This is a genomic window from Pseudomonas sp. Irchel 3E19 (assembly GCF_900187585.1).
GTDB lineage: Bacteria > Pseudomonadota > Gammaproteobacteria > Pseudomonadales > Pseudomonadaceae > Aquipseudomonas > Aquipseudomonas baetica.
This window is the reverse complement of the sequence record NZ_FYDT01000020.1, coordinates 1-26,192: the sequence shown is the minus strand read 5'-3', so window position 1 is coordinate 26,192 and position 26,192 is coordinate 1. Positions and strand designations below refer to the sequence as shown.

Genomic DNA, 26,192 nt, shown 5'->3' with positions numbered 1-26,192 from the left:
GAATGCGCGTTTTGCAAACACCAGAGAAACCTGTGGGAGCGGGCTTGCCCGCGAAGAACGATTACGCGGTTTCAGTCAATGCCCTCCCACAGGGATTTGTGGTGAATGCAAGTTTTGCAAACACCAGAAAAACCTGTGGGAGCGGGCTTGCCCGCGAAGAACGATTACACGGTTTCAGTCAATGCCGTCCCACAGGGATTTGTGGTGAATGCGAGTTTTGCAAACACCAGAGAAACCTGTGGGAGCGGGCTTGCCCGCGAAGAACGATTACGCGGTTTCAGTCAATGCCCTCCCACAGGGATTTGTGGTGAATGCAAGTTTTGCAAACACCAGAGAAACCTGTGGGAGCGGGCTTGCTCGCGAAGAACGATTACGCGGTCTCTGTTAATGCCCGGGCCAAAGCCTCAAACCCACCCAGCAACAACCCATCATCCCCCACCGAATTACACACACTCACCCGAATACACTGCGGCACCGCCGCATGCCCCACCGCAAACGCCTCAGCGGTCGCCACCAGATAGTTGTTCTCTTTCAATTCCGCGGCAATTTGCGAGGCGCGCCACAACTCAGGCACTTGCAGCCAGAAATGCGGGCTGTGGGTATGTGTCTTGTAGCTCAATCCCACCAGCGCTCCCGCCACCAATGCCTTGCGCCGGCCGATCTCGCCGATCTGCTCATCCAGCAAGCGCTCGGCCATGCCGTTTTCGATCCACAGACTCGCCACCTCCATGGTCAATGGATTGGCCATCCAGCAGGTACCGCGAATGGCTGAACTGATACGCCCGATCAACGCTTGCGGCGCATGCAGATAACCAACCCGCAAACCCGCTGAAACCGCCTTGCTCAAGCTGCCGATCAACACCGATCGTTGCGGGGCGAAATAACTCAGTGGCAACGGCCGCTGGCGATCCAGGACCGCGTGGGCGTCGTCTTCGAGGATCAGCAGATTGTGCTGGCGACATACCTCGGCAATCGCCTCACGCCGAGGGACCGACATGACCGCAGCCGTCGGATTCTGGATCGTTGGCGTGCAATACAGCGCCGAGACGCGGTGCTGACGGCAAACTTCCTCCAGCGCAGACGGCAACAATCCTTCGTTATCCATCCCTATACCGATCAGTTTGATCCCGAGCTGACGTGCGACGCTGATCAATCCGGGGTAGGACAAATGCTCGGTGACCACCGTGTCACCGGCCTTGAGCAAACCCATCAATGCGCAAAGCAGGCCATGCTGGCCACCGTTGACGCACAGCACCTGATCGGTGTGCGGGACAAAGTCACCGTGGCGCAGCCATTCGGCACCCGCCGCTCGATGCCGTGGCAGCCCTCCTTCGGCGGTGTATCCCGTCAACTGCTGCAAGCGGCGCGGATCACCGGCCAGCGCCTGTAGGGTCTGGCTCATCAAAGCCGTTTCCTGCCCGGGAATCGGCTGATTCCGACTCATGTCGAGGCAGGCTGGCGGCTCATCGCTGACATTGCGAAAGCCCTTGTCCTGCGGGCGCTCCATCCCGCGCTGACGCACGTAAGTGCCGTCTCCTACACGGGCCACGACCCATCCCACACGCTCCAGTTCGCCGTAGGCACGACTGATGGTGCCGATGGTCACGCCGAGGCTATCGGCCAACAACCTGTGGGGCGGCAACTTGCAACCCGCCTCGATAACACCGGCAGCGATGGCCTTCTCGACCGCGTCGGCGAGACGCTTGTACTTCACGCCAACGCCATGGGCGAGGCCGTCACGGAGGATTGACACCATGGCAATACTTACTTTGACAGTCATTCTTGCCCCGAATAGCGTGTTTAAAACAGGTTCAATCAGGGATAGACCTTTTCAATGACCAGGTCAATTCTGCCGTTCGGAGCACAGCGTATGTCGATCACCCTCAGCACGCCGTTGAACACCAGCAAACCGTGGCTCGCCGGGTTGGTTACCAGTGCGCTGTTCCTGATCGTTTGCGTGAGCTGGGGCACGACCTGGCTGGGGATCAAGATTGCCGTGGAAAGCGTGCCACCCCTGACCGCCGCCGGGCTGCGCTTTCTGATTGCCTTTCCGCTGTTCCTCGGCTTCGCCGTATTGCGCAAGGAGCCGCTGCTGTTCCCCCGGCAGAGTCGGTGGTTTTTTGTGTTCGTCACGCTGTCGTATTTCAGCCTGCCCTACTACCTGCTCAACTATGGCGAGATGCATGTGTCGTCAGGCCTGACAGCCTTGCTGTTCAGCTGCATGCCGGTGTTCATCCTGATTTTCTCTGCGCTGTTTCTGCGCGAGAAAATCCACCCGGCGCAGATGCTCGGCATCGCTATTGGTTTCGGCAGTCTGTTCATGATTATCCGCAGCCAGGGTTTGCATCTGGATCAGGCGGAATGGCTCGGTGTGGTGGCGATTCTCAGCGCGGCGATCATGCATGCGCTGTGTTACGTGGTGACCAAAAAGCACGGCAGCGCGATCAGCGTGATCACCTACAACACCCTGCCCATCGGCATCGCCGGTTTGATGCTGCTGGTCGCTGGCCTTTCACTTGAAAGCCCGACGTTCGCCACCATCACCCCACGCTCGTGGGGCGCCCTGCTCTACCTCGGACTGGTGGCGTCGGTCGGCGGCTTTATTGTCTATTTCGTCCTGCTCAAACGCCTGAGCCCGGTGCTTCTGTCATTCGTGTTCATCATCTTTCCGGTGTTCGCCGTGATCATCGGCGCCTGGTACGAAGGCACGGAAATCTCTCGGGAGCTGATGCTCTATTCGGCCATCCTGCTGGGCGGTTTTGCGATCACCAAATTGCCAGCCAAACGTTGAAAAACCATGCATTGAACATCGGAGGTTCAAATGTCGGTACACACCATGGAAACCCTCAGCCTGTTTAACAACGCCCCCTACCAGCGCGAGTTCAGCGCGCGGGTGATCGCGGTGGTTGATCAGGCCGTCGTCCTCGAACACACGCTGTTCTATCCCACCGGTGGCGGGCAGCCGGGGGATACCGGGCACTTCAGCCTGCCGGATGGCACACGGATCGAAGTGACGGAAACACTGCGCGACCCGTTGCTGCCGTCGATCATCTGGCACAACGTGGCGCAATGCCCGCCTCAACTGTGCGTCGGCACACTGCTCAATGCCAGCCTCGACTGGGCGCGGCGTTATCAACATATGAAGATGCACACCTGCCTGCACCTGCTGGGCTCGATCATCAATGCACCGGTGACGGGATGCAGCATCAGCGCCGACAAGGGACGTCTGGACTTCGACCTGCCGGAAATGACCCTCGACAAGGACAGCCTCACCCGCGACCTCAACGCGCTGATCGAGCAGGCCATTCCAGTCACCACTCTGTCGATGCCCGCCTCGGAATACCCCGCACTGCTGGAAAAAACCGCCAGCCAAACGGTTAAACCCCCGGCGATTCAGGGTGAGCTGCGGCTGGTTGAAGTCATCGGCATCGACATCCAGCCCTGTGGCGGCACCCACGTGCAGAACACCCGGGAAATCGGCCGGGTGTTTTGCGAAAAAATCGAGAAAAAGAGCAGGACCAACCGAAGGGTGATCCTGCGGTTTGCATGAGCCTTAGATCACGAATAGATCGACAAAGCGGTTCACCGGAGTCGCCTCAAGCTGCGCCTGATCTTTGCACAGCGCGAAGATCTCGCCGCTGCGTTGCCCAGTGAAACGAGTGGCCAGGTTCGCCTTGAACTTGTCTTCGAGCAACGCAATGCCCTCGGCGCGGCGGCGACGATGGCCGATCGGGTATTCCACCACCACGTTGTCGGTGCTTGAGCCGTCCTTGAAAAACACCTGCACGGCGTTGGCGATCGAGCGTTTGTCGGCCTCCAGGTATTCGCGGGTGAAGCGCGGCTCTTCGACGATGACCATTTTTTCGCGCAGCACATCGATGATCGGATGGGCCTTGTGGAAGTCATCTTCGTATTGCTCGGCCACCAGATTGCCAAACGCCAGCGGCACGGCGGTCATGTACTGGATGCAGTGATCGCGGTCAGCGGCGTTGGCCAGCGGCCCGACCTTGGAAATGATGCGGATCGCCGATTGGTGGGTGGTGATGACGATCCGGTCGATTTCATGCAGACGATTGCGCACTTGTGGATGCAAAGTGACGGCGGCCTCGCAGGCCGTTTGCGCGTGGAATTCGGCAGGGAAGCTGATTTTGAACAGGACGTTTTCCATTACGTAACTGCCAAACGGCCGTGAAAAGCTGAAGCTGCGTTTGTCCTCGGGCTTCAGCGCCAGATCGCTGTTGGTGTGGCTGAACAGCACGTCGTAGAAGCCCCACTGTTTAGCGCTCAAGACACCGGGAATGCCCATCTCGCCGCGAAGGGCGATGTCGGCCAGACGCACGCCACGACTCGACGCATCCCCCGCCGCCCAGGATTTTCGCGAACCGGCATTCGGCGCATGGCGATAGGTGCGCAACGCCTGCCCATCAGCAAAGGCATGGGACAACGCCGACAGCAGTTGCTCGCGGTTGGCGCCCATCAGTTTGGCGGTCACAGCGGTCGAAGCGACTTTCACCAGAATGACGTGGTCGAGTCCTACGCGATTGAAGGAGTTTTCCAGGGCGATGATGCCTTGAATCTCGTGGGCCATGATCATCGCTTCGAGCACATCGCGAATCGTCAGCGATGCTTCGCCATTGGCCAGACGTTTTTGCGAGAGGTGATCAGCCACCGCAAGAATGCCGCCAAGGTTGTCCGACGGATGCCCCCATTCAGCGGCGAGCCAGGTGTCGTTGTAGTCGAGCCAACGGACGATGCAGCCGATATCCCACGCGGCTTTCACCGGGTCGAGGCGATAACTGGTGCCCGGAACCCGCGCGCCAAACGGCACGACAGTGCCTTCGACGAGGGGGCCGAGGTGTTTGGTGCATTCGGGGAAACGCAGGGCCAGCAAGCCACAGCCGAGCGTGTCCATCAGGCAATTGCGGGCGGTGTCGAGGGCTTCGGTGGATTCGACTTTGTAGGTGAGGACGTAATCGGCGATGTCCTGCAGGACACGGTCGTAGTCGGGGCGGTTGTTCAGGTCGACGTTGGCGCTCATGTTCGATTCACTCTTGAAGTGGTTCGTTGATGGGACCTCGGTTCAGGGCTAGATTTTCTTATTTTTGAAATGCAATCCACTGTGGGAGCGGGCTTGCTCCCACAAGGTATCAAGTGTTATTTAAAAAGCGTCGCCGGGGATCCGCACGTAGCCTTCCATCAACACCCGCGCACTGCGACTCATGATGGCTTTCTTCACCACCCACTCACCGTTTTCAAGGTTGGCCTCAGCGCCGACGCGCAAGGTCCCGGACGGGTGACCGAAGCGCACGGCGTTGCGCTCAACACCGCCCGCGGCCAGGTTGACCAAGGTCCCGGAAATGGCTGCTGCGGTACCGATCGCCACCGCCGCCGTGCCCATCATCGCGTGGTGCAACTTGCCCATCGACAACGCGCGCACCAGCAAATCAACATCGCCAGCCGCCACGGCTTTGCCGCTGGACGCCAGGTAATCCACAGGCTTGGCCACGAACGCCACTTTGGGTGTGTGTTGGCGCTTGGCCGCGTCATCCAGATTGGAGATCAGGCCCATGCGCAGCGCACCGTAAGCACGGATGGTTTCGAACATCTGCAACGCTTTCGGGTCGCTGTTGATCGCGCCTTGCAGTTCGGTGCCGGTGTAGCCGATGTCTTCAGCGTTGACGAAGATCGTCGGGATCCCGGCATTGATCATGGTTGCCTTGAACGTGCCGACACCCGGCACTTCCAGCTCATCGACCAGGTTGCCAGTGGGAAACATCGAACCGCCGCCGCCCTCTTCTTCCGCCGCCGGGTCCATGAATTCGACCTGCACTTCGGCGGCGGGAAAGGTCACGCCGTCGAGTTCGAAATCACCGGTTTCCTGCACTTCGCCGTTGGTGATCGGCACGTGAGCGATGATGGTTTTGCCGATGTTGGCCTGCCACACGCGCACCACGGCAACACCGTTGTGCGGAATGCGGCTGGCGTCGACCAGACCGTTGCTGATGGCGAACGAACCGACCGCTGCCGAGAGGTTGCCGCAGTTGCCGCTCCAGTCGACGAATGGTTTGTCGATGGAGACCTGACCAAACAGGTAATCGACGTCGTGATCAGCCTTGATGCTTTTCGACAGGATCACGGTTTTGCTGGTGCTGGACGTAGCGCCGCCCATGCCGTCGATCTGCTTGTCGTACGGGTCGGGGCTGCCGATCACCCGCAGCAGCAAGGCATCACGGGCCGGGCCGGGAATCTGTGCGACTTCGGGTAGATCCTTGAGGCTGAAGAACACGCCTTTGCTGGTGCCGCCGCGCATGTAGGTGGCGGGGATCTTTATTTGAGGTGCGTGGGCCATGGTGCTCCTTAACGAAGGCGCGGGACTTAAAATCCCACGCCCACATCCGATGATTTAAACGGCAACCGCCGACTCTTCGAGGAAATCCTGGGCGAAGCGCTGCAACACGCCGCCGGCCTCGTAGATCGACACTTCTTCAGCGGTATCGAGACGGCAAGTCACCGGCACCTCGACACGCTCGCCATTCTTGCGGTGGATCACCAGCGTCAGATCGGCGCGCGGCTTGCGATCGCCGATCACGTCGTAGGTTTCGCTGCCGTCGATGGCCAGAGTGTGACGGTCGGTGCCGGGTTTGAACTCCAGCGGCAACACGCCCATGCCCACCAGATTGGTGCGGTGAATGCGCTCGAAACCTTCAGCGACAATTGCTTCAACACCGGCCAGCCGCACGCCTTTGGCCGCCCAGTCGCGGGACGAACCCTGACCGTAATCGGCGCCGGCAATGATGATCAGCGGCTGTTTGCGCTCCATGTAGGTTTCGATGGCTTCCCACATGCGCATCACTTTGCCTTCCGGCTCGACACGGGCCAGCGAACCCTGTTTGACCTTGCCGTTTTCCACCACCATTTCGTTGAACAGTTTCGGGTTGGCAAACGTCGCGCGCTGCGCGGTCAAGTGGTCGCCACGGTGCGTCGCATAAGAGTTGAAGTCCTCTTCCGGCAGGCCCATTTTCGCCAGGTATTCACCGGCGGCGCTGTCGAGCATGATCGCGTTCGAGGGCGACAGGTGATCGGTGGTGATGTTGTCCGGCAGCACCGCCAGCGGGCGCATGCCCTTGAGCGGCCGCGCCCCGGCCAGCGCGCCTTCCCAGTACGGCGGACGGCGGATGTAAGTGCTCATCTCGCGCCAGTCGTACAGCGGCGTGACTTTCGGGCCGGTGTCTTCGTGGACAGCGAACATCGGGATATAGACCTGACGGAACTGCTCAGGCTTGACCGAAGACTTCACCACCGCGTCGATTTCCTCGTCGCTCGGCCAGATGTCTTTGAGGCGGATTTCCTTGCCATCGACCACGCCCAACACGTCTTTTTCGATGTCGAAACGGATGGTGCCGGCAATCGCGTAAGCGACCACCAGTGGCGGCGAAGCGAGGAACGCTTGCTTGGCGTACGGGTGAATACGGCCGTCAAAGTTGCGGTTGCCGGACAGCACAGCGGTGGCGTACAGATCGCGGTCGATGATTTCCTGCTGGATCACCGGGTCCAGCGCGCCGGACATGCCGTTGCAGGTGGTGCAGGCGAACGCGACGACGCCGAAACCGAGCTGTTCCAGCTCAGTGGTCAACCCGGCTTCGTCGAGGTACAGCGCCACGGTTTTCGAACCCGGCGCCAGCGACGATTTCACCCACGGTTTGCGGGTCAGGCCAAGCTTGTTGGCATTGCGTGCAATCAGGCCGGCGGCAATCACGTTGCGCGGGTTGCTGGTGTTGGTGCAACTGGTGATGGCGGCGATGATGACTGCGCCGTCGGGCATCTGGCCCGGCACATCTTCCCACTGACCAGAGATGCCTTTGGCGGCCAGATCGCTGGTGGCGACGCGAGCGTGCGGGTTGCTCGGGCCGGCCATGTTGCGCACGACCGATGACAGATCGAAGGTCAAACCACGCTCATATTGCGCGCCTTTGAGGCTGTCAGCCCACAGGCCGGTGGTTTTGGCATAGTGCTCGACCAGTTGCACCTGCTGGTCTTCGCGCCCCGTCAGTTTCAAGTAATCGATGGTCTGCTGATCGATGTAGAACATCGCGGCAGTGGCGCCGTATTCCGGGGCCATGTTGGAGATGGTCGCGCGGTCGCCGAGGGTCAGCGCGCAGGCGCCTTCGCCGAAGAACTCCAGCCACGCGCCGACGACTTTCTGCTTACGCAGGTATTCGGTCAGCGCCAGCACCATGTCGGTGGCGGTGATGCCAGGTTGCAGCTTGCCCGTCAGTTCGACGCCGACGCTTTCCGGCAGGCGCATCCACGAGGCGCGGCCAAGCATCACGCTTTCGGCTTCAAGCCCACCGACGCCGATGGCGATCACGCCCAGCGCATCGACGTGCGGGGTGTGGCTGTCGGTGCCGACGCAGGTGTCGGGGAACGCTACGCCGTCACGCACCTGGATCACCGGCGACATTTTCTCCAGGTTGATCTGGTGCATGATGCCGTTGCCCGGCGGGATCACGTCGACGTTCTTGAAGGCCTTTTTGGTCCAGTTGATGAAGTGGAAACGGTCTTCGTTACGGCGATCTTCAATGGCGCGGTTTTTCTCGAACGCCTGCGCATCAAACCCGCCCGCCTCTACCGCCAGCGAGTGGTCGACGATCAGTTGCGTCGGCACCACCGGGTTGACCTGCGCCGGGTCGCCACCCTGCAACGCAATCGCGTCACGCAGGCCGGCGAGATCGACCAGTGCGGTCTGACCAAGAATGTCGTGGCACACCACACGCGCCGGGAACCACGGGAAGTCGAGATCGCGTTTGCGTTCGATCAGTTGTTTCAGGGAATCGGTGAGCGTGGCCGGATCGCAGCGACGCACGAGGTTTTCCGCCAGCACGCGGGAGGTGTACGGCAGGGTGTCGTAGCTGCCGGGCAGGATCGCATCGACTGCCGCGCGGGTGTCGTAGTAATCCAGCGGGCTGCCGGGCAGGTTTTTGCGGAATTCTGTGTTCATCGGGTCAGGACTCGGGTCACGGTGATTGCAAAGGGTGAGCACTGCACCGGCACTGAAGTGGACTCGGTCAATGGTGGGAGGGGGCTTGCTCCCGAATGCGGTGTGTCATTGAAGCCTCATTGACTGATACACCGCATTCGGGAGCAAGCCCCCTCCCACATTGGTTCCCGGTTTATCCAGTTACCGATGCGGAGGGCTCACCATTCAGCGACGTTCGATTGGCACGAACTTGCGCTGTTCGACGCCGGTGTACTCGGCGCTTGGGCGGATGATGCGATTGTTGGCGCGTTGCTCGAACACATGCGCGGCCCAGCCGGTCAGGCGCGAGCAGACGAAGATCGGCGTGAACAGCTTGGTCGGGATGCCCATGAAGTGGTACGCCGAGGCATGGTAGAAGTCGGCATTCGGGAACAGCTTCTTCTGCTCCCACATGGTCTTGTCGATGGCTTCGGAAACCGCGAACAGCACCTCGTCACCGACTTCGTCCGCGAGTTTTTTCGACCAGCCCTTGATCACCTCGTTGCGCGGATCGCTGTCCTTATAGATCGCATGGCCGAAGCCCATGATCTTGTCTTTGCGCTCAAGCATGCCGAGGGTGCCTTTGATCGCCTCTTGCGGCGACGTGAAGCGCTCGATCATTTCCATCGCGGCTTCGTTGGCGCCGCCGTGCAGCGGGCCACGTAGCGAACCGATGGCCGCCGTGACGCAGGAATACAGATCGGACAGGGTCGAAGCGCAAACACGGGCGGTGAAGGTCGAGGCGTTGAATTCGTGCTCGGCGTAGAGGATCAACGAGACGTTCATCACTTTGACGTGCAGCTCGCTCGGTTTCTTGTCGTGCAGCAAGTGCAGGAAGTGGCCGCCGATGGTCGGTTCGTCGCTGACGCAGTTGATGCGTTTGCCGTCGTGGCTGAAGCGATACCAGTAGCACATGATCGCCGGGAACGCGGCCAGCAGACGGTCGGTCTTGTCCCGTTGTTCGGAGAAGTCTTTCTCCGGTTCGATATTGCCCAGGAACGAGCAACCGGTGCGCATCACGTCCATCGGGTGGGCGTCGGCGGGGATGCGTTCCAGCACTTCTTTCAGCGCTGGCGGCAGGTCGCGCAGCTTGCTCAGCTTGTTCTGGTAGGCGTCGAGTTGCGCCTGGGTCGGCAGTTCGCCGTACAGCAGCAGGTACGCCACTTCTTCGAATTGTGCGTCTGCGGCCAGTTCGCGCACGTCGTAGCCGCGATAAGTCAGCCCGGCACCGGCCTGGCCCACGGTGGACAGTGCGGTTTGCCCGGCAACCTGGCCACGGAGCCCGGCGCCACTGAGTACTTTTGCTTCGGCCATTGCTGTCTCCAATTCTTGAATTTGTTAGGGGAAACTTGTGGGAGCGAGCCTGCTCGCGAAGGTTGTCGCAACACCTCGGTCCATCAAGGACACCGCGTTATCGTTGGCGTCCTTCGCGAGCAGGCTCGCTCCCACAGGGTTTGAATCAGCCTTTCTTTTGTGCAAACAACGCGTCGAGCTTCTGCTCGAAGGTGTGGTAATCGATACGATCGTAGAGCTCCATGCGAGTCTGCATGGTGTCGATGACATTCTGCTGCGTGCCGTCGCGGCGGATCGCGGTGTAGACGTTTTCCGCCGCTTTGTTCATCGCGCGGAACGCCGACAGCGGATACAACACCAGCGACACGTCGGCGCCGGCCAGTTGCTCGGTGGTGTACAGCGGCGTCGCGCCGAACTCGGTGATGTTGGCCAGAATCGGCGCCTTCACACGGTTGGCGAACAGCTTGTACATCTGCAGTTCAGTGATGGCTTCCGGGAAGATCATGTCGGCGCCGGCCTCGATGCACGCCGCAGCGCGATCCAGTGCCGATTCCAGGCCTTCAACGGCCAGCGCATCGGTGCGCGCCATGATCACGAAGCTGTCGTCGGTACGCGCATCGACGGCTGCCTTGATGCGGTCGACCATTTCCTGCTGACTGACGATCTCTTTGTTCGGACGGTGGCCACAGCGCTTGGCGCCGACCTGATCCTCGATGTGAATCGCCGCCGCGCCGAACTTGATCATCGACTTGACGGTGCGCGCCACGTTGAACGCCGACGAGCCGAAACCGGTATCGACGTCCACCAGCAGCGGCAGATCGCAAACGTCGGTGATGCGGCGCACGTCGGTCAGCACGTCATCCAGACCGGTAATACCCAGGTCCGGAACGCCGAGCGAGCCTGCGGCCACCCCGCCACCGGACAGGTAGATCGCCTTGAATCCGGCACGTTTGGCCAACAGCGCGTGATTGGCGTTGATCGCGCCGACCACTTGCAAGGGGTGCTCGCTGGCGACCGCATCGCGGAAACGCTGGCCTGGAGTGTTCGGGTTGGAACTCATGACTCACCTCGTTCAGTGGCTGTCTTATTGTGGGCGCCGTCCTGGTAATGACGGGCGATGTTGCGTTTCGAGGCGCCGATGTGGCGGCGCATCAACAATTCCGCGAGCTCGCCGTCACGGTCGGCGATGGCATCGAGAATCCGGTGGTGTTCGGCGAACGCCTGGCGTGGGCGGTTCGGCGTGGTGGAAAACTGGATGCGGTACATACGCACCAATTGATAAAGCTCGCCGCAGAGCATCTGGGTCAGCGTGCGGTTGCCGCTGCCCTGAATGATCCGGTAATGGAAATCGAAATCGCCTTCCTGCTGGTAGTAGCCGACGCCCGCTTGAAACGCCGCGTCGCGCTCATGGGTTTCCAGCACCCGGCGCAGCTCGTGGATTTCTTCGACGCTCATGCGCTCGGCCGCCAGACGGCAAGCCATGCCTTCGAGGGATTCGCGGATTTCGTAGAGTTCTATCAGTTCGGCGTGGCTCAGCGACACTACCCGCGCACCGACGTGCGGTACACGTACCAGCAGGCGCTGGCCTTCCAGACGATGAATGGCTTCACGCAGCGGCCCGCGGCTGATGCCATAGGTGCGCGCCAGTTCCGGCTCGGAGATCTTGCTGCCCGGGGCGATCTCGCCTTTGACGATTGCCGCCTGAATGCGCCGGAAGACGTTTTCCGAGAGCGTCTCGGAATCGTCGCCGCTGATGACCGGGGGATCGAGTTGATCCAGCATGATTGTCGACACCTTTAAATCCAGTGCGGCAAAAACTAGCCAATTAGCCCGCATCAGTCAAAGGATAAATAGATATTGTCGACAATCGTCTAATAACCGTAGGCAATCTCCCATTGGTCGATTAATCCCTGTGGGAGCAGGCTCGCTCCCACAAGGTTCCCAAAGGGTTATAGACCGGCGCAGGCGCTGGCGCCATAAAACCACCGTGCTAGAATGCCGCCCGCATTTGCTGGCCATTTGTACGGCTTGTCATAAAAAGCTGATAGGCACACGAAGGGTCTTGCGCAACTTTTGCCAACGACCTGAACCGAAAACGGAACGCTGCGCACCAGGATTTATGAGACTCAAGCCTTTCCCCACATTTTTTGCTCTGTTCTGCCTGCCCGGCCTCGCTGCGGCGGGGGAAAAAACCGTGTACGGCCTCAACGAATACGCGTCCCTTGATGGCATCAATCTGGAAGTCGCGGCCAAGCTCGACACCGGGGCGAAAACCGCGTCGCTGAGCGCCCGCGACATCAAACGTTTCAAACGCGACGGCGAATCCTGGGTGCGCTTCTATCTGGCCATCGACGCCGCGCATTCGCACCCGATCGAACGACCGCTGGCCCGGGTCAGCAAGATCAAGCGTCGCGCTGGCGACTACGATCCGGAAGAAGGCAAAAAGTACACCGCCCGCCCGGTAATCGAGCTGGATATTTGCATGGGCACGGCGCTGCGCAGCATCGAAGTGAACCTGACCGACCGAAGTGCGTTCCAATACCCGCTTTTGATCGGCTCCGAAGCGCTGAAACGCTTCGACGCGCTGGTCGATCCAAGCCTTAAATACGCTGCAGGCAAACCCGCCTGCACCATCGCCGCTCATACCGCCGAGTAATTTTCATGCGTTCTCTAACCTTCCACCTGAAAATCCTGATCACCATTCTGGTGTTACTGGGCGTTTCGGTTACGGCCTATCAGATTTTCGTGCTCGGCATCCCGGTGACCGAAGACGCCACCGACGACTTGTGGAACATCGACGCCAAAGTCGAGTTCGTCGCCAGCACCAAGGATCCGGTGAAGATCCAGATGTTCGTGCCGCCGCTGAGCCGCGATTACGTCAGCCTCAACGAGAGCTTCATTTCCAATAACTACGGCGTGGCCGTGAACCGCGTCGATGGCAACCGCAAGGTGACGTGGTCGGCGCGACGGGCCAAGGGCAACCAGACCCTTTATTACCGTCTGGTGCTGACCAAGCGCTACACCGCCGAAAAATCCAAGATCAAGGGCCCGACCTTCCGCGACAGCATCGCCATTGAAGGCCCGGAAAAGATCGCTGCCGAAGCCCTGCTCGCGCCGATCCGCCAACACTCGGCCGACGTCGAAACCTTCATTGGCGAGGCGATCAAACGGGTCAACAACGTCAACGATGACAACGTGAAGCTGCTGCTGGCCGGCGACCCGTCGACGCCGCACAAAGCCAAAATCGTCGAACTGCTGTTGTCCATCGCCCACGTGCCGGTGGAAAAAGTCCACACCATCCGCCTCGTCGCCGACCAGCCACAAACCCCTGAACTGTGGCTGCGCAGCTTCAACGGCAACGACTGGCTGTACTTCAACCCGGAAACCGGCGAACAGGGCCTGCCGACCGACCGCCTATTGTGGTGGACCGGCGATGAAAACCTGATCACCGTCGACGGCGGCAAGAAAGCCAACGTGACCTTCAGCCTGAACAACAGCGAGATGAACGCAATTCGTCTGGCCAAGCTGACCGACGAAAACACCGACGCCAACTTCCTCGAATATTCGCTATACGGCTTGCCGCTGCAGACTCAGCAAACGTTCATGATCATGGTGATGATCCCGATCGGCGTGCTGGTGATCCTGATCCTGCGCAACCTGATCGGCCTGCAGACCCTCGGCACGTTTACCCCGGTACTGATCGCCCTCGCCTTCCGTGAAACGCAACTGGGCTTCGGCATCCTGCTGTTTACCGTGATCACGGCGCTGGGCCTGTCGTTACGTTCGTACCTGGAACACCTGAAGCTGCAAATGCTGCCGCGACTGTCGGTGGTGCTGACCTTTGTGGTGGTGTTGATCGCGGCGATCAGTCTGTTCAGCCATAAGCTCGGGCTGGAGCGCGGTCTGTCCGTGGCGCTGTTCCCGATGGTGATTCTGACCATGACCATCGAACGCCTGTCGATCACCTGGGAAGAACGCGGTGCCAGCCATGCGATGAAAGTCGCGATCGGTACGCTGTTTGCGGCGTCTCTGGCACACCTGATCATGACTGTGCCGGAACTGGTTTACTTCGTGTTCACTTTCCCGGCGATCCTGCTGATTCTGGTGGGCTTCATGCTGGCAATGGGTCGCTATCGCGGTTACCGCCTGACCGAGCTGGTGCGTTTCAAGGCGTTCCTGAACAAGGCTGATCACTGATGTTCGGTTTCTGGAAGACCTGGAAGGCTCTGGAGGCCCGGGGCATCATGGGCATCAATCGGCGTAATGCCGACTACGTGCTCAAGTACAACAAGCGCAGCCTGTACCCAATCGTCGATGACAAGATCATCACCAAGGAACGCGCCATCGCGGCTGGCATTCATGTGCCGGAACTGTATGGCGTGATCTCCACCGAGAAGGAAATCGACAAGCTCGGCGAGATCATCGGCGGGCGCAGCGACTTCGTGATCAAACCGGCCCAGGGCGCCGGCGGTGACGGCATCATCGTGATTGCCGACCGTTTCGAAGGACGCTATCGCACGGTGTCGGGCAAGATCCTTGCCCACGAGGAGCTGGAACATCACATCTCCAGCATCCTCACCGGTCTGTATTCGCTGGGCGGCCATCGCGATCGCGCGCTGATCGAATACCGCGTGACCCCGGATCAGATTTTCAAAAGCATCAGCTACGAAGGCGTGCCGGACATTCGCATCATCGTGCTGATGGGTTATCCGGTGATGGCCATGTTGCGTCTGCCAACCCGTCAATCCGGCGGCAAGGCCAACCTGCACCAGGGCGCCATCGGCGTCGGCGTCGATCTGGCGACCGGCCTGACACTGCGCGGCACCTGGCTGAACAACATCATCACCAAACACCCGGACACCACCAACGCGGTGGACGGCGTGCAACTGCCCTACTGGGACGGTTTCATGAAACTCGCCGCTGGTTGTTACGAGCTGTGCGGGTTGGGTTACATCGGCGTGGACATGGTGCTCGACCAGGAAAAGGGCCCGCTGATTCTGGAGCTGAATGCGCGGCCGGGGCTGAACATTCAGATTGCCAACGACTGCGGGCTGACGTTGCGTACCCATGCGGTGGAAGCACGACTGGAAGAGCTCAAAGCGCGTGGCGTGACCGAGTCGGTTGAAGAGCGGGTGGCGTTTACCCAGGAAATGTTTGGGCATATTCCAGCCGTCGAAGGCTGATCCCCCCGATGATCGTTCCCACGCTCTGCGTGGGAATGCATCCCGTGACGCTCCGCGTCACAGTGGACGCAGAGCGTCCATGGCGGCGATAAGGTTGATCCGAATCTGAGTCACGGCCTTTGCGAGCAAGCCCGCTCCCACTTTGGAATGCATCCTCCTGTGGGAGCGAGCCTGCTCGCGAAAGCGGCTCCCCTGCCACCACAAGGCTCAACCCTGCCGCCAATCTGCCAATCCCCGACATCCCCTCTAGGAGCAATTCCCACAGAAGACTACAATCCCCACCCCGCCTCGATGGCCGATCTGCCCCGCCCATGTTGACCTGTTCCGTACACCCACTGCCCTACCGTGCCAATCCCGCCGACTACTTCGCGGCAATCCGCAACGCCCCCGGTGCCGTGCTGCTCGACAGTGGCCGGCCGAGTGCCGAGCGTGGCCGTTATGACTTGCTCAGCGCCTGGCCGCTGGAACAATTGGCGGTGTCGCCGGATGAAAGCGGCAGCCATTTTCTGCAACGCTTGCGCGACATTCTGAGCCGTTTGGGTGAAGCGCACATACCTGCCGGTTATGAACTGCCGTTCGCCGGCGGTTTGATCGGTTACCTGAGCTATGACTTCGGTCGGCACCTGGAAAACCTGCCGAGCCAGGCACGGGATGATCTGCAATTGCCCGACGCGCGGTTCGGGTTGTATGACTGGGCCTTGGTCAGCGATCACCAGAACGCCACCAGCCAATTGGTCTTTCATCCGTCGGTGGGCGACAGTGAGCGGCAACGCCTGATCAAGCTGTTCTCTGAACCGGCCTCGACCTCGCTGACACCGTTCACGCTGAACCAGCCGATGAGCGCCGACCTTTCGGCTGACGACTACCGTCAGGCGTTCGAACGCATTCAGCATTACATTCAGGCCGGCGACTGTTATCAGGTCAACTTTGCCCAGCGTTTCCGTGCGCAATGCCAAGGCGATCCATGGCTGGCCTATTGTGCGTTGCGCAAAGCCTGCCCTACCCCGTTTTCCGGCTTCCAGAGCCTGCCCGACGGCGGCGCGGTGTTGAGCCTGTCCCCAGAGCGCTTCGTCAAAGTCAGCCAGCGCCAAGTGGAAACCCGCCCGATCAAGGGCACCCGCCCCCGTGGCCTGACGCCCGCCGAAGACGCCGCCAACGCCGCCGAACTGCTGGCCAGCCCCAAGGATCGCGCGGAGAACCTGATGATCGTCGACTTGCTACGCAGCGACCTCGGTCGCAGCTGCCGCATCGGCTCGGTGCGGGTGCCGGAGTTGTTCAACCTGGAAAGCTATCCGAACGTGCATCATCTGGTCAGCAGCGTGACCGGCGAACTGGCGCCGGATCGTGACGCGCTGGACCTGATCGCCGGCAGCTTCCCCGGCGGCTCGATCACCGGCGCGCCGAAGATTCGCGCGATGCAGATCATCGATGAGCTGGAGCCGACCCGGCGCGGGTTGTATTGCGGCTCGCTGCTGTATCTGGACGTGCGCGGCGAGATGGACAGCTCCATCGCGATTCGCAGTCTGCTGGTCAAGGATGGGCAGGTGTGCTGCTGGGGTGGCGGCGGGATTGTCGCGGATTCGGACTGGCAGGCCGAGTATCAGGAGTCGATCACTAAAGTGAAAATCCTCCTGAAAACCCTGCAGAACCTCTAAAAGCATCGCGAGCAAGCCCGCTCCCACACTTGGAATGCATTTCAAATGTGGGAGCGGGCTTGCCCGCGAAAGCGTCCTTCCAGACGACTACAAACTCAGGTCGCGATTAGAAGCCTTGAGGAATTCCTGTTTCAGTTCATCGAAGGTGTGCACCGCCGGAAACTGCGGGAACTCACGGATCACATTGTCCGGCGCATGGAACAGAATCCCCGCATCCGCTTCGCCCAGCATCGTCGTGTCGTTATACGAATCCCCCGCCGCAATCACCCGGTAATACAAACTCTTGAACGACAGCACCGACTGCCGCTTCGGATCCTTCTGACGCAACTGATAGCTGGTTACCCGCCCGGTTTCATCAGTAATCAGACGATGGCAAAGCAAGGTCGGGAAGCCCAGTTGGCGCATCAGCGGCTGGGAGAACTCATAGAAGGTGTCCGAGAGAATCACCACCTGGAAGCGCTCGCGCAGCCAGTTGACGAACTCCACCGCGCCGTCTAGCGGCTTGAGCGTGGCGATCACTTCCTGAATGTCCGACAGCTTCAAGCCGTGTTCATCGAGAATGCGCAGACGCTGCTTCATCAGCACGTCGTAGTCGGGGATGTCCCGGGTGGTGGCCTTGAGGGATTCGATTCCGGTTTTTTCGGCGAAGGCGATCCAGATTTCCGGCACCAACACCCCTTCAAGATCCAGGCAAGCAATTTCCACAAAACACTCCCGTTTGTATTGATTATTTGAGTCGAGCGAAGCCGAACTCTAGCGACTCAAACTCAAGCACGCAACGCACAGGACGCCCCGAGCGCCGCCACTTTTTGTTAACATCGCCGCCATATAGAGCGCCCAGCGCCACCGACCTGTAGGAAGCCGCCCTGATGAGCCCAACGTTCGATGTCGTGGAACTCGCCACGACCTATGCCAACAAATCCGCTCAAGACATCCTTAAACTCGCGTTTGCCGAGTTCGGTGATGAGCTGTGGATATCTTTCAGTGGCGCCGAGGATGTGGTGCTGGTGGACATGGCCTGGAAGCTGAACAAGAACGTCAAGGTGTTCAGTCTCGACACTGGCCGCCTGCATCCCGAGACCTATCGCTTCATCGATCAGGTGCGCGAGCACTACAAGATCGACATCGAACTGGTCTCGCCGGACTACACGAAACTCGAGCCGTTCGTGAAGGAAAAAGGCCTGTTCAGCTTCTACAAGGACGGCCATGGCGAATGCTGCGGGATCCGCAAGATCGAACCGCTGCGGCGCAAACTGTCTGGCGTCAAAGCCTGGGCCACCGGCCAGCGCCGCGACCAGAGCCCGGGCACGCGCAGCGCCGTTGCCGTGATGGAAATCGATACGGCGTTCTCCACGCCGGAACGCACCCTGTACAAGTTCAACCCGCTGGCACAGATGACCAGCGAAGAGATCTGGGGCTACATCCGCATGCTTGAGCTGCCGTACAACAGCCTGCATGAACGCGGCTTCATCAGCATCGGTTGCGAACCGTGCACCCGCCCGGTCCTGCCGAACCAGCACGAGCGCGAAGGCCGTTGGTGGTGGGAAGAAGCGACCCAGAAAGAATGCGGGTTGCATGCGGGGAATATCATCAGCAAGGCGTAAACCTTTACCGCAATGACGTCCCCTGTGGGAGCGGGCTTGCTCGCGAAAGCGGTCTTTCAGTCACTGGATTTGTTGACTGAAAAGACGCCTTCGCGAGCAAGCCCGCTCCCACATTTGTTTCGCAGTGGCACGCCAAAAATGTGTACACAGGAATGTCACCATCAGTGCCATTTATGTGTGCACTTTTTGTTTGCGCGCCCTGAAAAGTTACATCCCTTCTAAAAAGCCCGTTCGTTCCATCCCCGCCATACCCTTCTGCAAAAAATAAATACCTGTTCAAGTGGTCAATTTTTACTCACCTGATTTCAGGCACTTAGCGTCAGTCGATAACTTTTCGAAATGAGCGGCGCTATTCATAGATCGCCAACTGGCACAGATCTGGCTTTAGTGCATACATGTTTTGTATACAAAACTGCAAAACATGCACACTTTCGATCCGCAAGCCTGAAGCGCCCTATCCCGTACAGGCTGCAGATGCCCCGTAACCAGTGATGCTTTCACTGCCGCGACGAAGATATGTCGAGCCCGACGGCTCATGCACAGTCATCGCGGCCCTGAACATCAGGAGCCTGCCGGAATGCGTACAAGTCTCTCAAATAACATCGCGCTGAATCTGCCCTCCTCTGCCCTCGATCAACCCTTGCCCCACGACGGGCTGGACGAGCCGCTGCAACTGAGCCCGCGCCTGCACAACAGGGACCTGGCACCAACCAAGGCCGAAGGTCGGCGCTGGGGCAAATACAGCATCTTTGCCCTGTGGACGAACGACGTGCACAACATCGCCAACTATTCATTCGCCATCGGCCTCTACGCGCTGGGCCTGGGCGGCTGGCAGATTCTGCTGTCGTTGGGGATCGGCGCGGCGCTGGTGTACTTCTTCATGAACCTGTCCGGCTACATGGGACAAAAAACCGGGGTGCCGTTTCCGGTGATCAGCCGGATCAGTTTCGGCATCCACGGTGCGCAAATTCCTGCATTGATCCGGGCGGTTATCGCCATCGCCTGGTTCGGGATTCAGACGTATCTGGCGTCCGTGGTGTTTCGCGTGTTGCTCACGGCAGTGCATCCCGGCTTCGCCGATTACGACCACAACTCGATCCTCGGCCTGTCGACGCTGGGCTGGGTGTGTTTCGTGGCGATCTGGTTGGTGCAACTGGCGATCCTCGCCTACGGCATGGAGATGGTTCGCCGCTACGAAGCGTTTGCAGGTCCCGTGATTCTGCTGACTGTTGCCGCTCTCGCCGTGTGGATGTACACGCAAGCCAACGCAACCATCGCCTGGTCGATCCGTGAGCCGCTGACCGGCGGCGAGATGTGGCGCAACATTTTTGCTGGCGGTGCACTGTGGCTGGCAATCTACGGCACGCTGATCCTCAATTTCTGCGATTTCGCCCGCTCCTCGCCGTGCCGCAAGACCATCAAGGTCGGAAATTTCTGGGGCTTGCCGGTGAACATTCTGCTGTTCGCGGCAATTACCGTCCTGCTGTGTGGCGCGCAATTTCAAATCAACGGCCGGATCATCGAAAGCCCGACCGAGATCATCGCCTCGATCCCCAACACGTTCTTCCTGGTGCTGGGTTGCCTGGCGTTCCTGATCGTCACGGTGGCGGTGAACATCATGGCCAACTTCGTCGCCCCGGCGTTCGTGCTGAGCAACCTGGCGCCGAAGTACCTGACCTTCCGCCGCGCCGGGCTGATCAGCGCGACCATCGCGGTGCTGATCCTGCCGTGGAACCTCTACAACAGCCCGTTGGTGATCGTGTACTTCCTGTCCGGCCTCGGCGCCCTGCTCGGCCCGTTGTACGGGGTGATCATGGTCGACTACTGGCTGATCCGCAAAGGCCGGATCAACGTCCCGCAGCTCTATAGCGAAGACCCGAATGGCGCTTATTACTACAGCCGAGGCGTCAATTTACGCGCCGTGGCGGCGTTTATTCCGGCGGCATTGATCGCCATCGTTCTGGCCCTGGTACCGGGTTTCCACAGCGTCTCGCCGTTCTCCTGGCTGATCGGTGCCGGCATCGCCGCCATGCTCTACCTGATCATCGCCAAACGCCAAGCGCACTACGCCGACGTCAGTGGGGAAGCCATCGCGGTCGACAACGTCTGTCACTAAACCTTTGGCGGCCCGCTTTTCGGGCCGCAGAACCACCCTGCCATAAGGACTTTCCATGCGTATTCTCGTGGTCAACGTCAACACCACCGAATCCATCACCCAGGCCATCGCCCGCTCGGCGCAGGCCGTCGCCTCACCCGGCACGGAGATCGTCGGCCTGACGCCGCACTTCGGCGCCGACTCGATTGAAGGCAACTTCGAAAGCTATCTGGCCGCCATCGCCGTAATGGATCGGGTGATGTCTTACGATCAGCCGTTCGACGCGGTGATTCAGGCCGGCTATGGCGAACATGGCCGTGAAGGCTTGCAGGAACTGCTCAACGTGCCAGTGGTGGATATCACCGACGCGGCGGCCAGTACGGCGATGTTTCTCGGTCACGCTTATTCGGTGGTGACGACGCTGGATCGCACCGTGCCGCTGATTGAAGATCGCCTGAAACTCTCTGGCCTTTGGGATCGCTGTGCATCTGTGCGGGCCAGTGGCTTGGCGGTGCTGGAACTGGAACATGAGCCACAACGCGCGCTGGAGGCGATCGTGCATCAGGCTGAATTAGCAGTGACACAGGACAAGGCCGAAGTGATTTGCCTCGGTTGTGGCGGTATGGCCGGGCTGGATGAGCAGATTCGTCGACGTACCGGGGTGCCGGTGGTGGACGGAGTGACGGCGGCGGTGACCATTGCGGAGGCGCTGGTGCGCTTGGGGTTGTCGACGTCCAAGGTGCGGACATATGCGACGCCGCGCCCGAAGAAGATCATTGGCTGGGCGGAGCGGTTTGCTCGCTGAGTTCATCATCGGAGACCGAGTCGACCCATTCGCGAGCAGGCTCGCTCCCACAGGGGAAATGCATTCCAATTGTGGGAGCGAGCCTGCTCGCGAATGGGGCAACTCGGTCTCAAGCCTTGCTCAAACAGCACTGAACCGCTGAGCCAGCCCCTGCTGCGCAAACTGCTCAATCACAAAATCCACAAACGCCCGCGTCTTGCCCGGCAACAATTTATGCTCGGCGTAGTAGATCGAAATATTGCCGTCATCGATGTACCAGTCCGGCAGCACCCGCTGCAACGTGCCCGCCTCCAGATAACCCACCGCAAACGGCATGCTCACCAGTGCAATCCCCAGACCTTGCGCCGCCGTCGCGCAGGCTGCCTCGGAATCGCTCATGGTCATTCGCGTCTTCAGGGTCAGTGGTCGACAGAGCTGACTGCCACTACTGATCAACTGCCAAGAGCGCACTCGACCGGTTTGCGGCGAACGAATCAGAATGCCATCGTGATATTGCAGGTCGTCCGGCTCGGCGATCGCCTCGTGCTTTTCCAGATAGTCAGCAGACGCCACCAACACGCGATGCGCGGGTGCCAATTTGCGTGCGACGACGCCTTGGGGCAATTCAAACCCTCCGCCAATCGCCGCATCGAACCCCTGCCCGATCAGATCGACCTGACGGTTATCAAAATGCCAATCAGGATTGATCGCCGGAAAACGACGTAAAAACTCTTCCAGCAACGGCACGACGTACAAGCGTCCGAACACCGTGCCCATACTGACTTTCAAAGTCCCCGCTGGCAGGCCTTCGACACTGGCCAGATTAGCCACCGCGTTCTGGATGGTCGTCAGACTGGCACTGACCTGACTCAAAAATAGCTGCCCCGCCTCGGTCAACGTCAGGCTACGCGTACTACGCTGAAACAAGCGCACGCCGAGCCGCGCCTCAAGTTTCGCCACACTTTTACCGACCGCCGCCGGGGTCAGGCTCAAGCGCCGTGCCGCTTCGGCAAAGCTGCCGACTTCAGCGCTGCGCACGAAGCATTCGATACTGTTGAAGTTTTCCATGCTCACCACTGTAAACTTTCGGTTTACACAGACTATAGCAATCATGGGCTAGTGGGTTGTGGATCAGAGGTCGATACTCGGCTCCAACAACAAGGCTTCCCGCCTTGAATATTCTGGAGATCGAACATGACCACTCAACACCTCGGCGGCAAAGTCGCTCTGATTCAAGGCGGTTCCCGCGGTATCGGCGCCGCCATCGTCAAACGCCTGGCCGCTGAAGGCGCTGCAGTTGCCTTCACTTACGTCAGCTCCAGCGCAAAAGCTGAAGAATTGCAGAACAGCATCACCGCAAACGGTGGCAAAGCCCTGGCGATCAAAGCCGACAGCGCTGACGCCGCAGCCATCCGTCATGCCGTCAGCGCCACTGTCGAAGCCTTTGGCCGCCTCGACATCCTGGTCAACAACGCCGGCGTACTGGCCGTCGCCCCGCTGGAAGACTTCACTCTGGAAGATTTCGACCAGACCCTGGCGATCAACGTGCGCAGCGTATTCATCGCCTCGCAGGAAGCGGCCAAACACATGGGTGAAGGCGCCCGCATCATCAACATCGGCAGCACCAACGCCGACCGCATGCCCTTCGCCGGTGGCGGTGTGTATGCGATGAGCAAATCAGCACTGGTCGGCCTGACCAAAGGCCTGGCCCGCGATCTCGGCCCACGCGGCATCACCATCAACAACGTGCAACCCGGCCCGGTCGACACCGACATGAACCCGGCGCACGGCGAATTCGCCGACAGCCTGATTCCCTTGATGGCCGTGGGTCGCTACGGTAAAGCCGAAGAAATCGCCAGCTTCGTCGCCTATCTGGCGGGGCCGGAAGCCGGCTACATCACCGGTGCCAGCCTGACCATCGACGGTGGTTTCGGCGCCTGACCGGTCTGCGTCGTCTGTACGAAAAACGCCGCCCCTCCTTTAACAGAGGGGCGGCGTTTTTCGTTTATCGATTTATCGCTTGATCAGCTCCACTCCAGTGCCGGCAGGCCGCAGGCGCTCGGGATAAACCCTTTCAACGAGCGAAGAATCCCGTCGGCGTGGGCGTATTTTTCATCAGCCATGGCCGCATCGGGAATGGCGATCGCGGTCATCCCTGCCGCTTTCGCAGCCGTCACGCCAAACGGCGAGTCCTCGAACACCAGACAATCCTCAGGCGCTACACCCAGGCGACGTGCTGCGGTGAGGAAAATATCCGGTGCCGGTTTGGCCGCACCGACTTCCGGATCGTCCGCCGTAACGATGAAATCGAATAGCGCAAACCAGTCACGGTGCAACGTGGTCTTCTGAGCGAACGACTGACGCGACGAACTGGTGCCCACGGCGATTGGAATGTTGTGCGCCTTGAGGTGGCGAATCAGCTCCTCGGCACCGGGCATGGCTTGCGCCGTGGGAAAACGCTCACGCATCAGCGGCTCGCGGATCACCAGAAATTCTTCGGCGGTGATTGGCAGATCCAGCGCTTGCACCACGTAGTTGGCCAGATCGTTGGCGCCACGGCCAATGATGTTCTGCTTGATGCTCCAGTCGAAAGTCCGCCCGTAGCGCCCGGCAATCAGCGAGGTGACCTCGGTGTAAATGCCCTCGGTGTCCAGCAACAAACCGTCCATATCGAAAATCACGGCCTTTATCGGGCCGAACGCCTTCAGCGGTGCATTCATCATCGGATCCGTTATCAAAGACATCCCGGGCGGCGAATAGCGCCGCGGCGCGGATCTGATTAATGGGTTCAGCAGCATAACGAGCGCAGCAGACATTGAGCAACGGTCAATGTCCGTTGTGACGATGAACAACTCGCGAACATTTAGCGAAACATCCTACAAGCATCGCCTACTCGCCCGACTTCTTTCCTGATTGATCCCCCGCAAAGTCCCCGCACCTTTTTGACGTGCGCGAGAGACTGCGAATGCTTCCACCCGATCGGCTTCTGCCCCTGAACAACAGCATCGGCCTGCTGGTGGTTGCCGCCCTCAACCCCCAACACCCCGACTTCGACACCCTGATCCGCGAGTTCCGTCTGTGCCTGAACAACTACGAGGCCTGGGCCGAGCAGTTCTGGACAGGAACCGCGCTGGATGTCGAACAGGTATTTACCGTCGGCAACGACGTGCGCCTCAGTGCGCCACTGGGGTCCCGCAAACCACTCAGTTCATCGGTGGTCATGTGCCCCGCCAGTGGGCCGCTGACGTTGGTGCACATGTTCGACGCCGCGCGGTTCGTGCCAATTGGCAACACCCCGGTAACGCTCGAACCTGTGGTTGCCGATGTTGGCGGTGTTCTGACCTTTGGCGAACCGCTCAATCACACCATCGGGCCAAGCGGCATTCTGCAAGTCAACGATTGTGATCGGGGCCAGCGTTATCGCATCACCTTCTTTCCCGATGTTTCCCCCGATCATGTCAAGACGTTGTATGCCTCCTATCAGGGCATCATCGATGGCCTTGAGGGCTGGTTGCGCGGTGAGTGGACAGGGTTTCAACCGCTGTGGACGGCGTTTTCCAGCGCAGGATTTGTTGACCGTTACGGTCAGTTGCAACAAGCCGATTGGCGCGGTTTCGAGAGCGCCCTGAATGGCGTTTGGGATGACATCAGGCAAGTGTTCGCCCTGCTTGCCGACTTGCAGGCCAACAGCGAAAAGCTGCTGGAATACCTGAGCGATAGTGAACTCCAGGCACTGCTGCAAGCCTCCAGCGAGGCCATCGCCAACGGTCTGCTGATCCTCAGCGACGAGCCGCTGCTGTTCATTCATCTGGCTGCGTTCACCAGTTGGCTGAAGATGCTGCCGCCGCAATATCTGGCCGAAGTGGTTGCCGAAGTTCGTGTCGAACTGCTGATCAGCTTTCTGCTGATGGGGTTGTCGGGTGGCGTCGGCGTGCCCTTGCGTTTGAGCAGCAAGGTGCTGGCAAAGATCAAGTCGCCGAGGGCGCGGGAATGGTTGGCGGCGTCCGCGTTGCGGCTGGCGGAGCTGACTTCTGCGCCGCAACTGAATAACCACGCGGGCGCTTTAAAGCCGCTGATGTTCCACGCGCGTGACGTTGAGCTGAAACCGACGCCGTCGATACCGCTGAACATTCGTCAAGCCGATTCGCTCGTGTTGACGGTGCCGAACCCGGCGCCTCTTGCGCGAGACAAGTCTGGCGGTTCGAGCCGGATGGAGCGTCATGAGCCTCATGACGACGCACCGAATCAGGCGAAAAACCCCAACGGCGACAGCGCCGATTGCGTGCCCTCGACCTGCACCAATGGCTGCCCGGTGTCGATGGTCACGGGTGAAGAACTGTTGACCCTGACGGATGGCACGCTCGATGGCGTGTTGCCGTTCGAGTTCACCCGGTTGTATCGCACCAGCGCCGCCGAGATCGATGTCGGGCTGGGGTTTGGCTGGAGCCATTCGCTGGCGCATCGGCTGGAGTTTGATGGCGATTTTGTTGTTTGGGTGGATCACGAAAATCGTCGCACTCAGTTTCCAGCGCCGAGTGTCGAGCGGCCGGCGATTCACAACA

Annotated in this window: 21 protein-coding genes; 11 read left to right on the top strand and 10 right to left on the bottom strand. The window is 59.9% G+C overall.

Annotated features, from left to right (window positions below; translation table 11 throughout):
* Nucleotides 1–370: 370 nt before the first annotated feature.
* Nucleotides 371–1,780 carry a PLP-dependent aminotransferase family protein gene (locus CKW18_RS14600; RefSeq protein ID WP_095189436.1) on the bottom strand — a complete coding sequence of 470 codons (1,410 nt, stop codon included), beginning with the start codon at nucleotides 1,778–1,780 and terminating at the stop codon, nucleotides 371–373.
* A 90-nt stretch (nucleotides 1,781–1,870) separates the two neighbouring features.
* On the opposite strand from CKW18_RS14600, the gene CKW18_RS14595 reads away from it, so the two are divergent.
* Together CKW18_RS14595 and CKW18_RS14590 are read left to right on the top strand one after the other, a co-directional pair.
* Nucleotides 1,871–2,791: a DMT family transporter gene (locus tag CKW18_RS14595; protein WP_095189435.1), complete on the top strand. Its 921-nt coding sequence runs from the start codon at nucleotides 1,871–1,873 to the stop codon at nucleotides 2,789–2,791.
* Nucleotides 2,792–2,821: 30 nt separating this feature from the next.
* The gene (locus CKW18_RS14590) at nucleotides 2,822–3,550 is read left to right on the top strand and encodes an alanyl-tRNA editing protein (protein ID WP_095189434.1); all 729 of its coding nucleotides are present in this window, start codon (nucleotides 2,822–2,824) and stop codon (nucleotides 3,548–3,550) included.
* 3 nt (nucleotides 3,551–3,553) lie between these two features.
* Here CKW18_RS14590 and prpD read toward each other — a convergent pair whose 3' ends face one another.
* The 6 genes from prpD to CKW18_RS14560 form a co-directional block, all read right to left on the bottom strand.
* On the bottom strand, nucleotides 3,554–5,038 hold the full coding sequence (gene prpD, locus CKW18_RS14585) for a 2-methylcitrate dehydratase (RefSeq protein ID WP_095189433.1): 1,485 nt from the start codon (nucleotides 5,036–5,038) through the stop codon (nucleotides 3,554–3,556).
* Between the two features lie 120 nt (nucleotides 5,039–5,158).
* A complete protein-coding gene (prpF, locus tag CKW18_RS14580) occupies nucleotides 5,159–6,349 on the bottom strand; it encodes a 2-methylaconitate cis-trans isomerase PrpF (protein WP_095189432.1) in 1,191 nt (396 codons plus the stop codon).
* A gap of 54 nt (nucleotides 6,350–6,403) precedes the next feature.
* Entirely contained in the window at nucleotides 6,404–8,998 is a 2,595-nt protein-coding gene (acnD, locus tag CKW18_RS14575; RefSeq protein ID WP_095189431.1) for a Fe/S-dependent 2-methylisocitrate dehydratase AcnD, read from the bottom strand.
* Between the two features lie 204 nt (nucleotides 8,999–9,202).
* Nucleotides 9,203–10,330: a 2-methylcitrate synthase gene (gene prpC / locus CKW18_RS14570; protein WP_095189430.1), complete on the bottom strand. Its 1,128-nt coding sequence runs from the start codon at nucleotides 10,328–10,330 to the stop codon at nucleotides 9,203–9,205.
* 145 nt (nucleotides 10,331–10,475) lie between these two features.
* A complete protein-coding gene (prpB, locus tag CKW18_RS14565; RefSeq protein WP_095189429.1) occupies nucleotides 10,476–11,369 on the bottom strand; it encodes a methylisocitrate lyase in 894 nt (297 codons plus the stop codon).
* Nucleotides 11,366–12,088 (bottom strand): GntR family transcriptional regulator, encoded by a 723-nt coding sequence (locus CKW18_RS14560; protein WP_170947258.1) that lies wholly within the window; start codon nucleotides 12,086–12,088, stop codon nucleotides 11,366–11,368. Before CKW18_RS14560 ends, prpB begins: the two co-directional genes overlap by 4 nt.
* Nucleotides 12,089–12,428: 340 nt before the next feature.
* Between CKW18_RS14560 and CKW18_RS14555 the strand changes: the two genes are divergently transcribed.
* The 4 genes from CKW18_RS14555 (at nucleotide 12,429) to pabB (ending at nucleotide 17,147) form a co-directional block, all read left to right on the top strand.
* Nucleotides 12,429–12,965: an ATP-dependent zinc protease gene (locus CKW18_RS14555; RefSeq protein WP_095189427.1), complete on the top strand. Its 537-nt coding sequence runs from the start codon at nucleotides 12,429–12,431 to the stop codon at nucleotides 12,963–12,965.
* Between the two features lie 5 nt (nucleotides 12,966–12,970).
* Nucleotides 12,971–14,506 (top strand): inactive transglutaminase family protein, encoded by a 1,536-nt coding sequence (locus tag CKW18_RS14550; protein ID WP_095189426.1) that lies wholly within the window; start codon nucleotides 12,971–12,973, stop codon nucleotides 14,504–14,506.
* Nucleotides 14,506–15,492, top strand: coding sequence for an alpha-L-glutamate ligase-like protein (locus CKW18_RS14545; RefSeq protein ID WP_095189425.1), 987 nt, complete (start codon nucleotides 14,506–14,508; stop codon nucleotides 15,490–15,492). Before CKW18_RS14550 ends, CKW18_RS14545 begins: the two co-directional genes overlap by 1 nt.
* A gap of 311 nt (nucleotides 15,493–15,803) precedes the next feature.
* Complete coding sequence (gene pabB / locus CKW18_RS14540) at nucleotides 15,804–17,147, top strand: aminodeoxychorismate synthase component I (protein ID WP_095189424.1); 1,344 nt, start codon at nucleotides 15,804–15,806, stop codon at nucleotides 17,145–17,147.
* Nucleotides 17,148–17,234: 87 nt separating this feature from the next.
* Here pabB and thrH read toward each other — a convergent pair whose 3' ends face one another.
* Nucleotides 17,235–17,852, bottom strand: a complete 618-nt coding sequence (thrH, locus tag CKW18_RS14535; protein WP_095189423.1) for a bifunctional phosphoserine phosphatase/homoserine phosphotransferase ThrH — start codon at nucleotides 17,850–17,852, stop codon at nucleotides 17,235–17,237.
* A gap of 164 nt (nucleotides 17,853–18,016) precedes the next feature.
* Here thrH and CKW18_RS14530 point away from each other — a divergent pair, with 164 nt between their 5' ends.
* From CKW18_RS14530 to CKW18_RS14520, 3 genes are all read left to right on the top strand, one after another.
* Nucleotides 18,017–18,751, top strand: coding sequence for a phosphoadenylyl-sulfate reductase (locus CKW18_RS14530; protein ID WP_075949106.1), 735 nt, complete (start codon nucleotides 18,017–18,019; stop codon nucleotides 18,749–18,751).
* A 577-nt stretch (nucleotides 18,752–19,328) separates the two neighbouring features.
* Nucleotides 19,329–20,867, top strand: a complete 1,539-nt coding sequence (locus tag CKW18_RS14525; protein WP_095189422.1) for an NCS1 family nucleobase:cation symporter-1 — start codon at nucleotides 19,329–19,331, stop codon at nucleotides 20,865–20,867.
* 55 nt (nucleotides 20,868–20,922) lie between these two features.
* Nucleotides 20,923–21,651 (top strand): aspartate/glutamate racemase family protein, encoded by a 729-nt coding sequence (locus CKW18_RS14520; RefSeq protein ID WP_095189421.1) that lies wholly within the window; start codon nucleotides 20,923–20,925, stop codon nucleotides 21,649–21,651.
* A 120-nt stretch (nucleotides 21,652–21,771) separates the two neighbouring features.
* Here CKW18_RS14520 and CKW18_RS14515 read toward each other — a convergent pair whose 3' ends face one another.
* Nucleotides 21,772–22,698 (bottom strand): LysR family transcriptional regulator, encoded by a 927-nt coding sequence (locus CKW18_RS14515; protein ID WP_095189420.1) that lies wholly within the window; start codon nucleotides 22,696–22,698, stop codon nucleotides 21,772–21,774.
* Nucleotides 22,699–22,824: 126 nt separating this feature from the next.
* On the opposite strand from CKW18_RS14515, the gene CKW18_RS14510 reads away from it, so the two are divergent.
* On the top strand, nucleotides 22,825–23,571 hold the full coding sequence (locus CKW18_RS14510) for a 3-oxoacyl-ACP reductase family protein (protein ID WP_095189419.1): 747 nt from the start codon (nucleotides 22,825–22,827) through the stop codon (nucleotides 23,569–23,571).
* An 83-nt stretch (nucleotides 23,572–23,654) separates the two neighbouring features.
* Here the strand turns inward: CKW18_RS14510 and CKW18_RS14505 are convergent, their stop codons facing one another.
* Nucleotides 23,655–24,350, bottom strand: a complete 696-nt coding sequence (locus tag CKW18_RS14505; protein ID WP_095189418.1) for an HAD-IA family hydrolase — start codon at nucleotides 24,348–24,350, stop codon at nucleotides 23,655–23,657.
* A 245-nt stretch (nucleotides 24,351–24,595) separates the two neighbouring features.
* Between CKW18_RS14505 and CKW18_RS14500 the strand changes: the two genes are divergently transcribed.
* Nucleotides 24,596–26,192: DUF6531 domain-containing protein (locus CKW18_RS14500; protein ID WP_256586971.1), on the top strand; the 1,597-nt coding region annotated here is incomplete at its 3' end.

Coding starts and splice junctions, on each gene's coding strand:
- CKW18_RS14600 (WP_095189436.1), bottom strand. CDS start 1,780: ATGACTGTCAAAGTAAGTATTGCCATGGTGTCAATCCTCCGTGACGGC.
- CKW18_RS14595 (WP_095189435.1), top strand. CDS start 1,871: ATGTCGATCACCCTCAGCACGCCGTTGAACACCAGCAAACCGTGGCTC.
- CKW18_RS14590 (WP_095189434.1), top strand. CDS start 2,822: ATGTCGGTACACACCATGGAAACCCTCAGCCTGTTTAACAACGCCCCC.
- prpD (WP_095189433.1), bottom strand. CDS start 5,038: ATGAGCGCCAACGTCGACCTGAACAACCGCCCCGACTACGACCGTGTC.
- prpF (WP_095189432.1), bottom strand. CDS start 6,349: ATGGCCCACGCACCTCAAATAAAGATCCCCGCCACCTACATGCGCGGC.
- acnD (WP_095189431.1), bottom strand. CDS start 8,998: ATGAACACAGAATTCCGCAAAAACCTGCCCGGCAGCCCGCTGGATTAC.
- prpC (WP_095189430.1), bottom strand. CDS start 10,330: ATGGCCGAAGCAAAAGTACTCAGTGGCGCCGGGCTCCGTGGCCAGGTT.
- prpB (WP_095189429.1), bottom strand. CDS start 11,369: ATGAGTTCCAACCCGAACACTCCAGGCCAGCGTTTCCGCGATGCGGTC.
- CKW18_RS14555 (WP_095189427.1), top strand. CDS start 12,429: ATGAGACTCAAGCCTTTCCCCACATTTTTTGCTCTGTTCTGCCTGCCC.
- CKW18_RS14550 (WP_095189426.1), top strand. CDS start 12,971: ATGCGTTCTCTAACCTTCCACCTGAAAATCCTGATCACCATTCTGGTG.
- CKW18_RS14545 (WP_095189425.1), top strand. CDS start 14,506: ATGTTCGGTTTCTGGAAGACCTGGAAGGCTCTGGAGGCCCGGGGCATC.
- pabB (WP_095189424.1), top strand. CDS start 15,804: ATGTTGACCTGTTCCGTACACCCACTGCCCTACCGTGCCAATCCCGCC.
- CKW18_RS14530 (WP_075949106.1), top strand. CDS start 18,017: ATGAGCCCAACGTTCGATGTCGTGGAACTCGCCACGACCTATGCCAAC.
- CKW18_RS14525 (WP_095189422.1), top strand. CDS start 19,329: ATGCGTACAAGTCTCTCAAATAACATCGCGCTGAATCTGCCCTCCTCT.
- CKW18_RS14520 (WP_095189421.1), top strand. CDS start 20,923: ATGCGTATTCTCGTGGTCAACGTCAACACCACCGAATCCATCACCCAG.
- CKW18_RS14515 (WP_095189420.1), bottom strand. CDS start 22,698: ATGGAAAACTTCAACAGTATCGAATGCTTCGTGCGCAGCGCTGAAGTC.
- CKW18_RS14510 (WP_095189419.1), top strand. CDS start 22,825: ATGACCACTCAACACCTCGGCGGCAAAGTCGCTCTGATTCAAGGCGGT.
- CKW18_RS14505 (WP_095189418.1), bottom strand. CDS start 24,350: ATGAATGCACCGCTGAAGGCGTTCGGCCCGATAAAGGCCGTGATTTTC.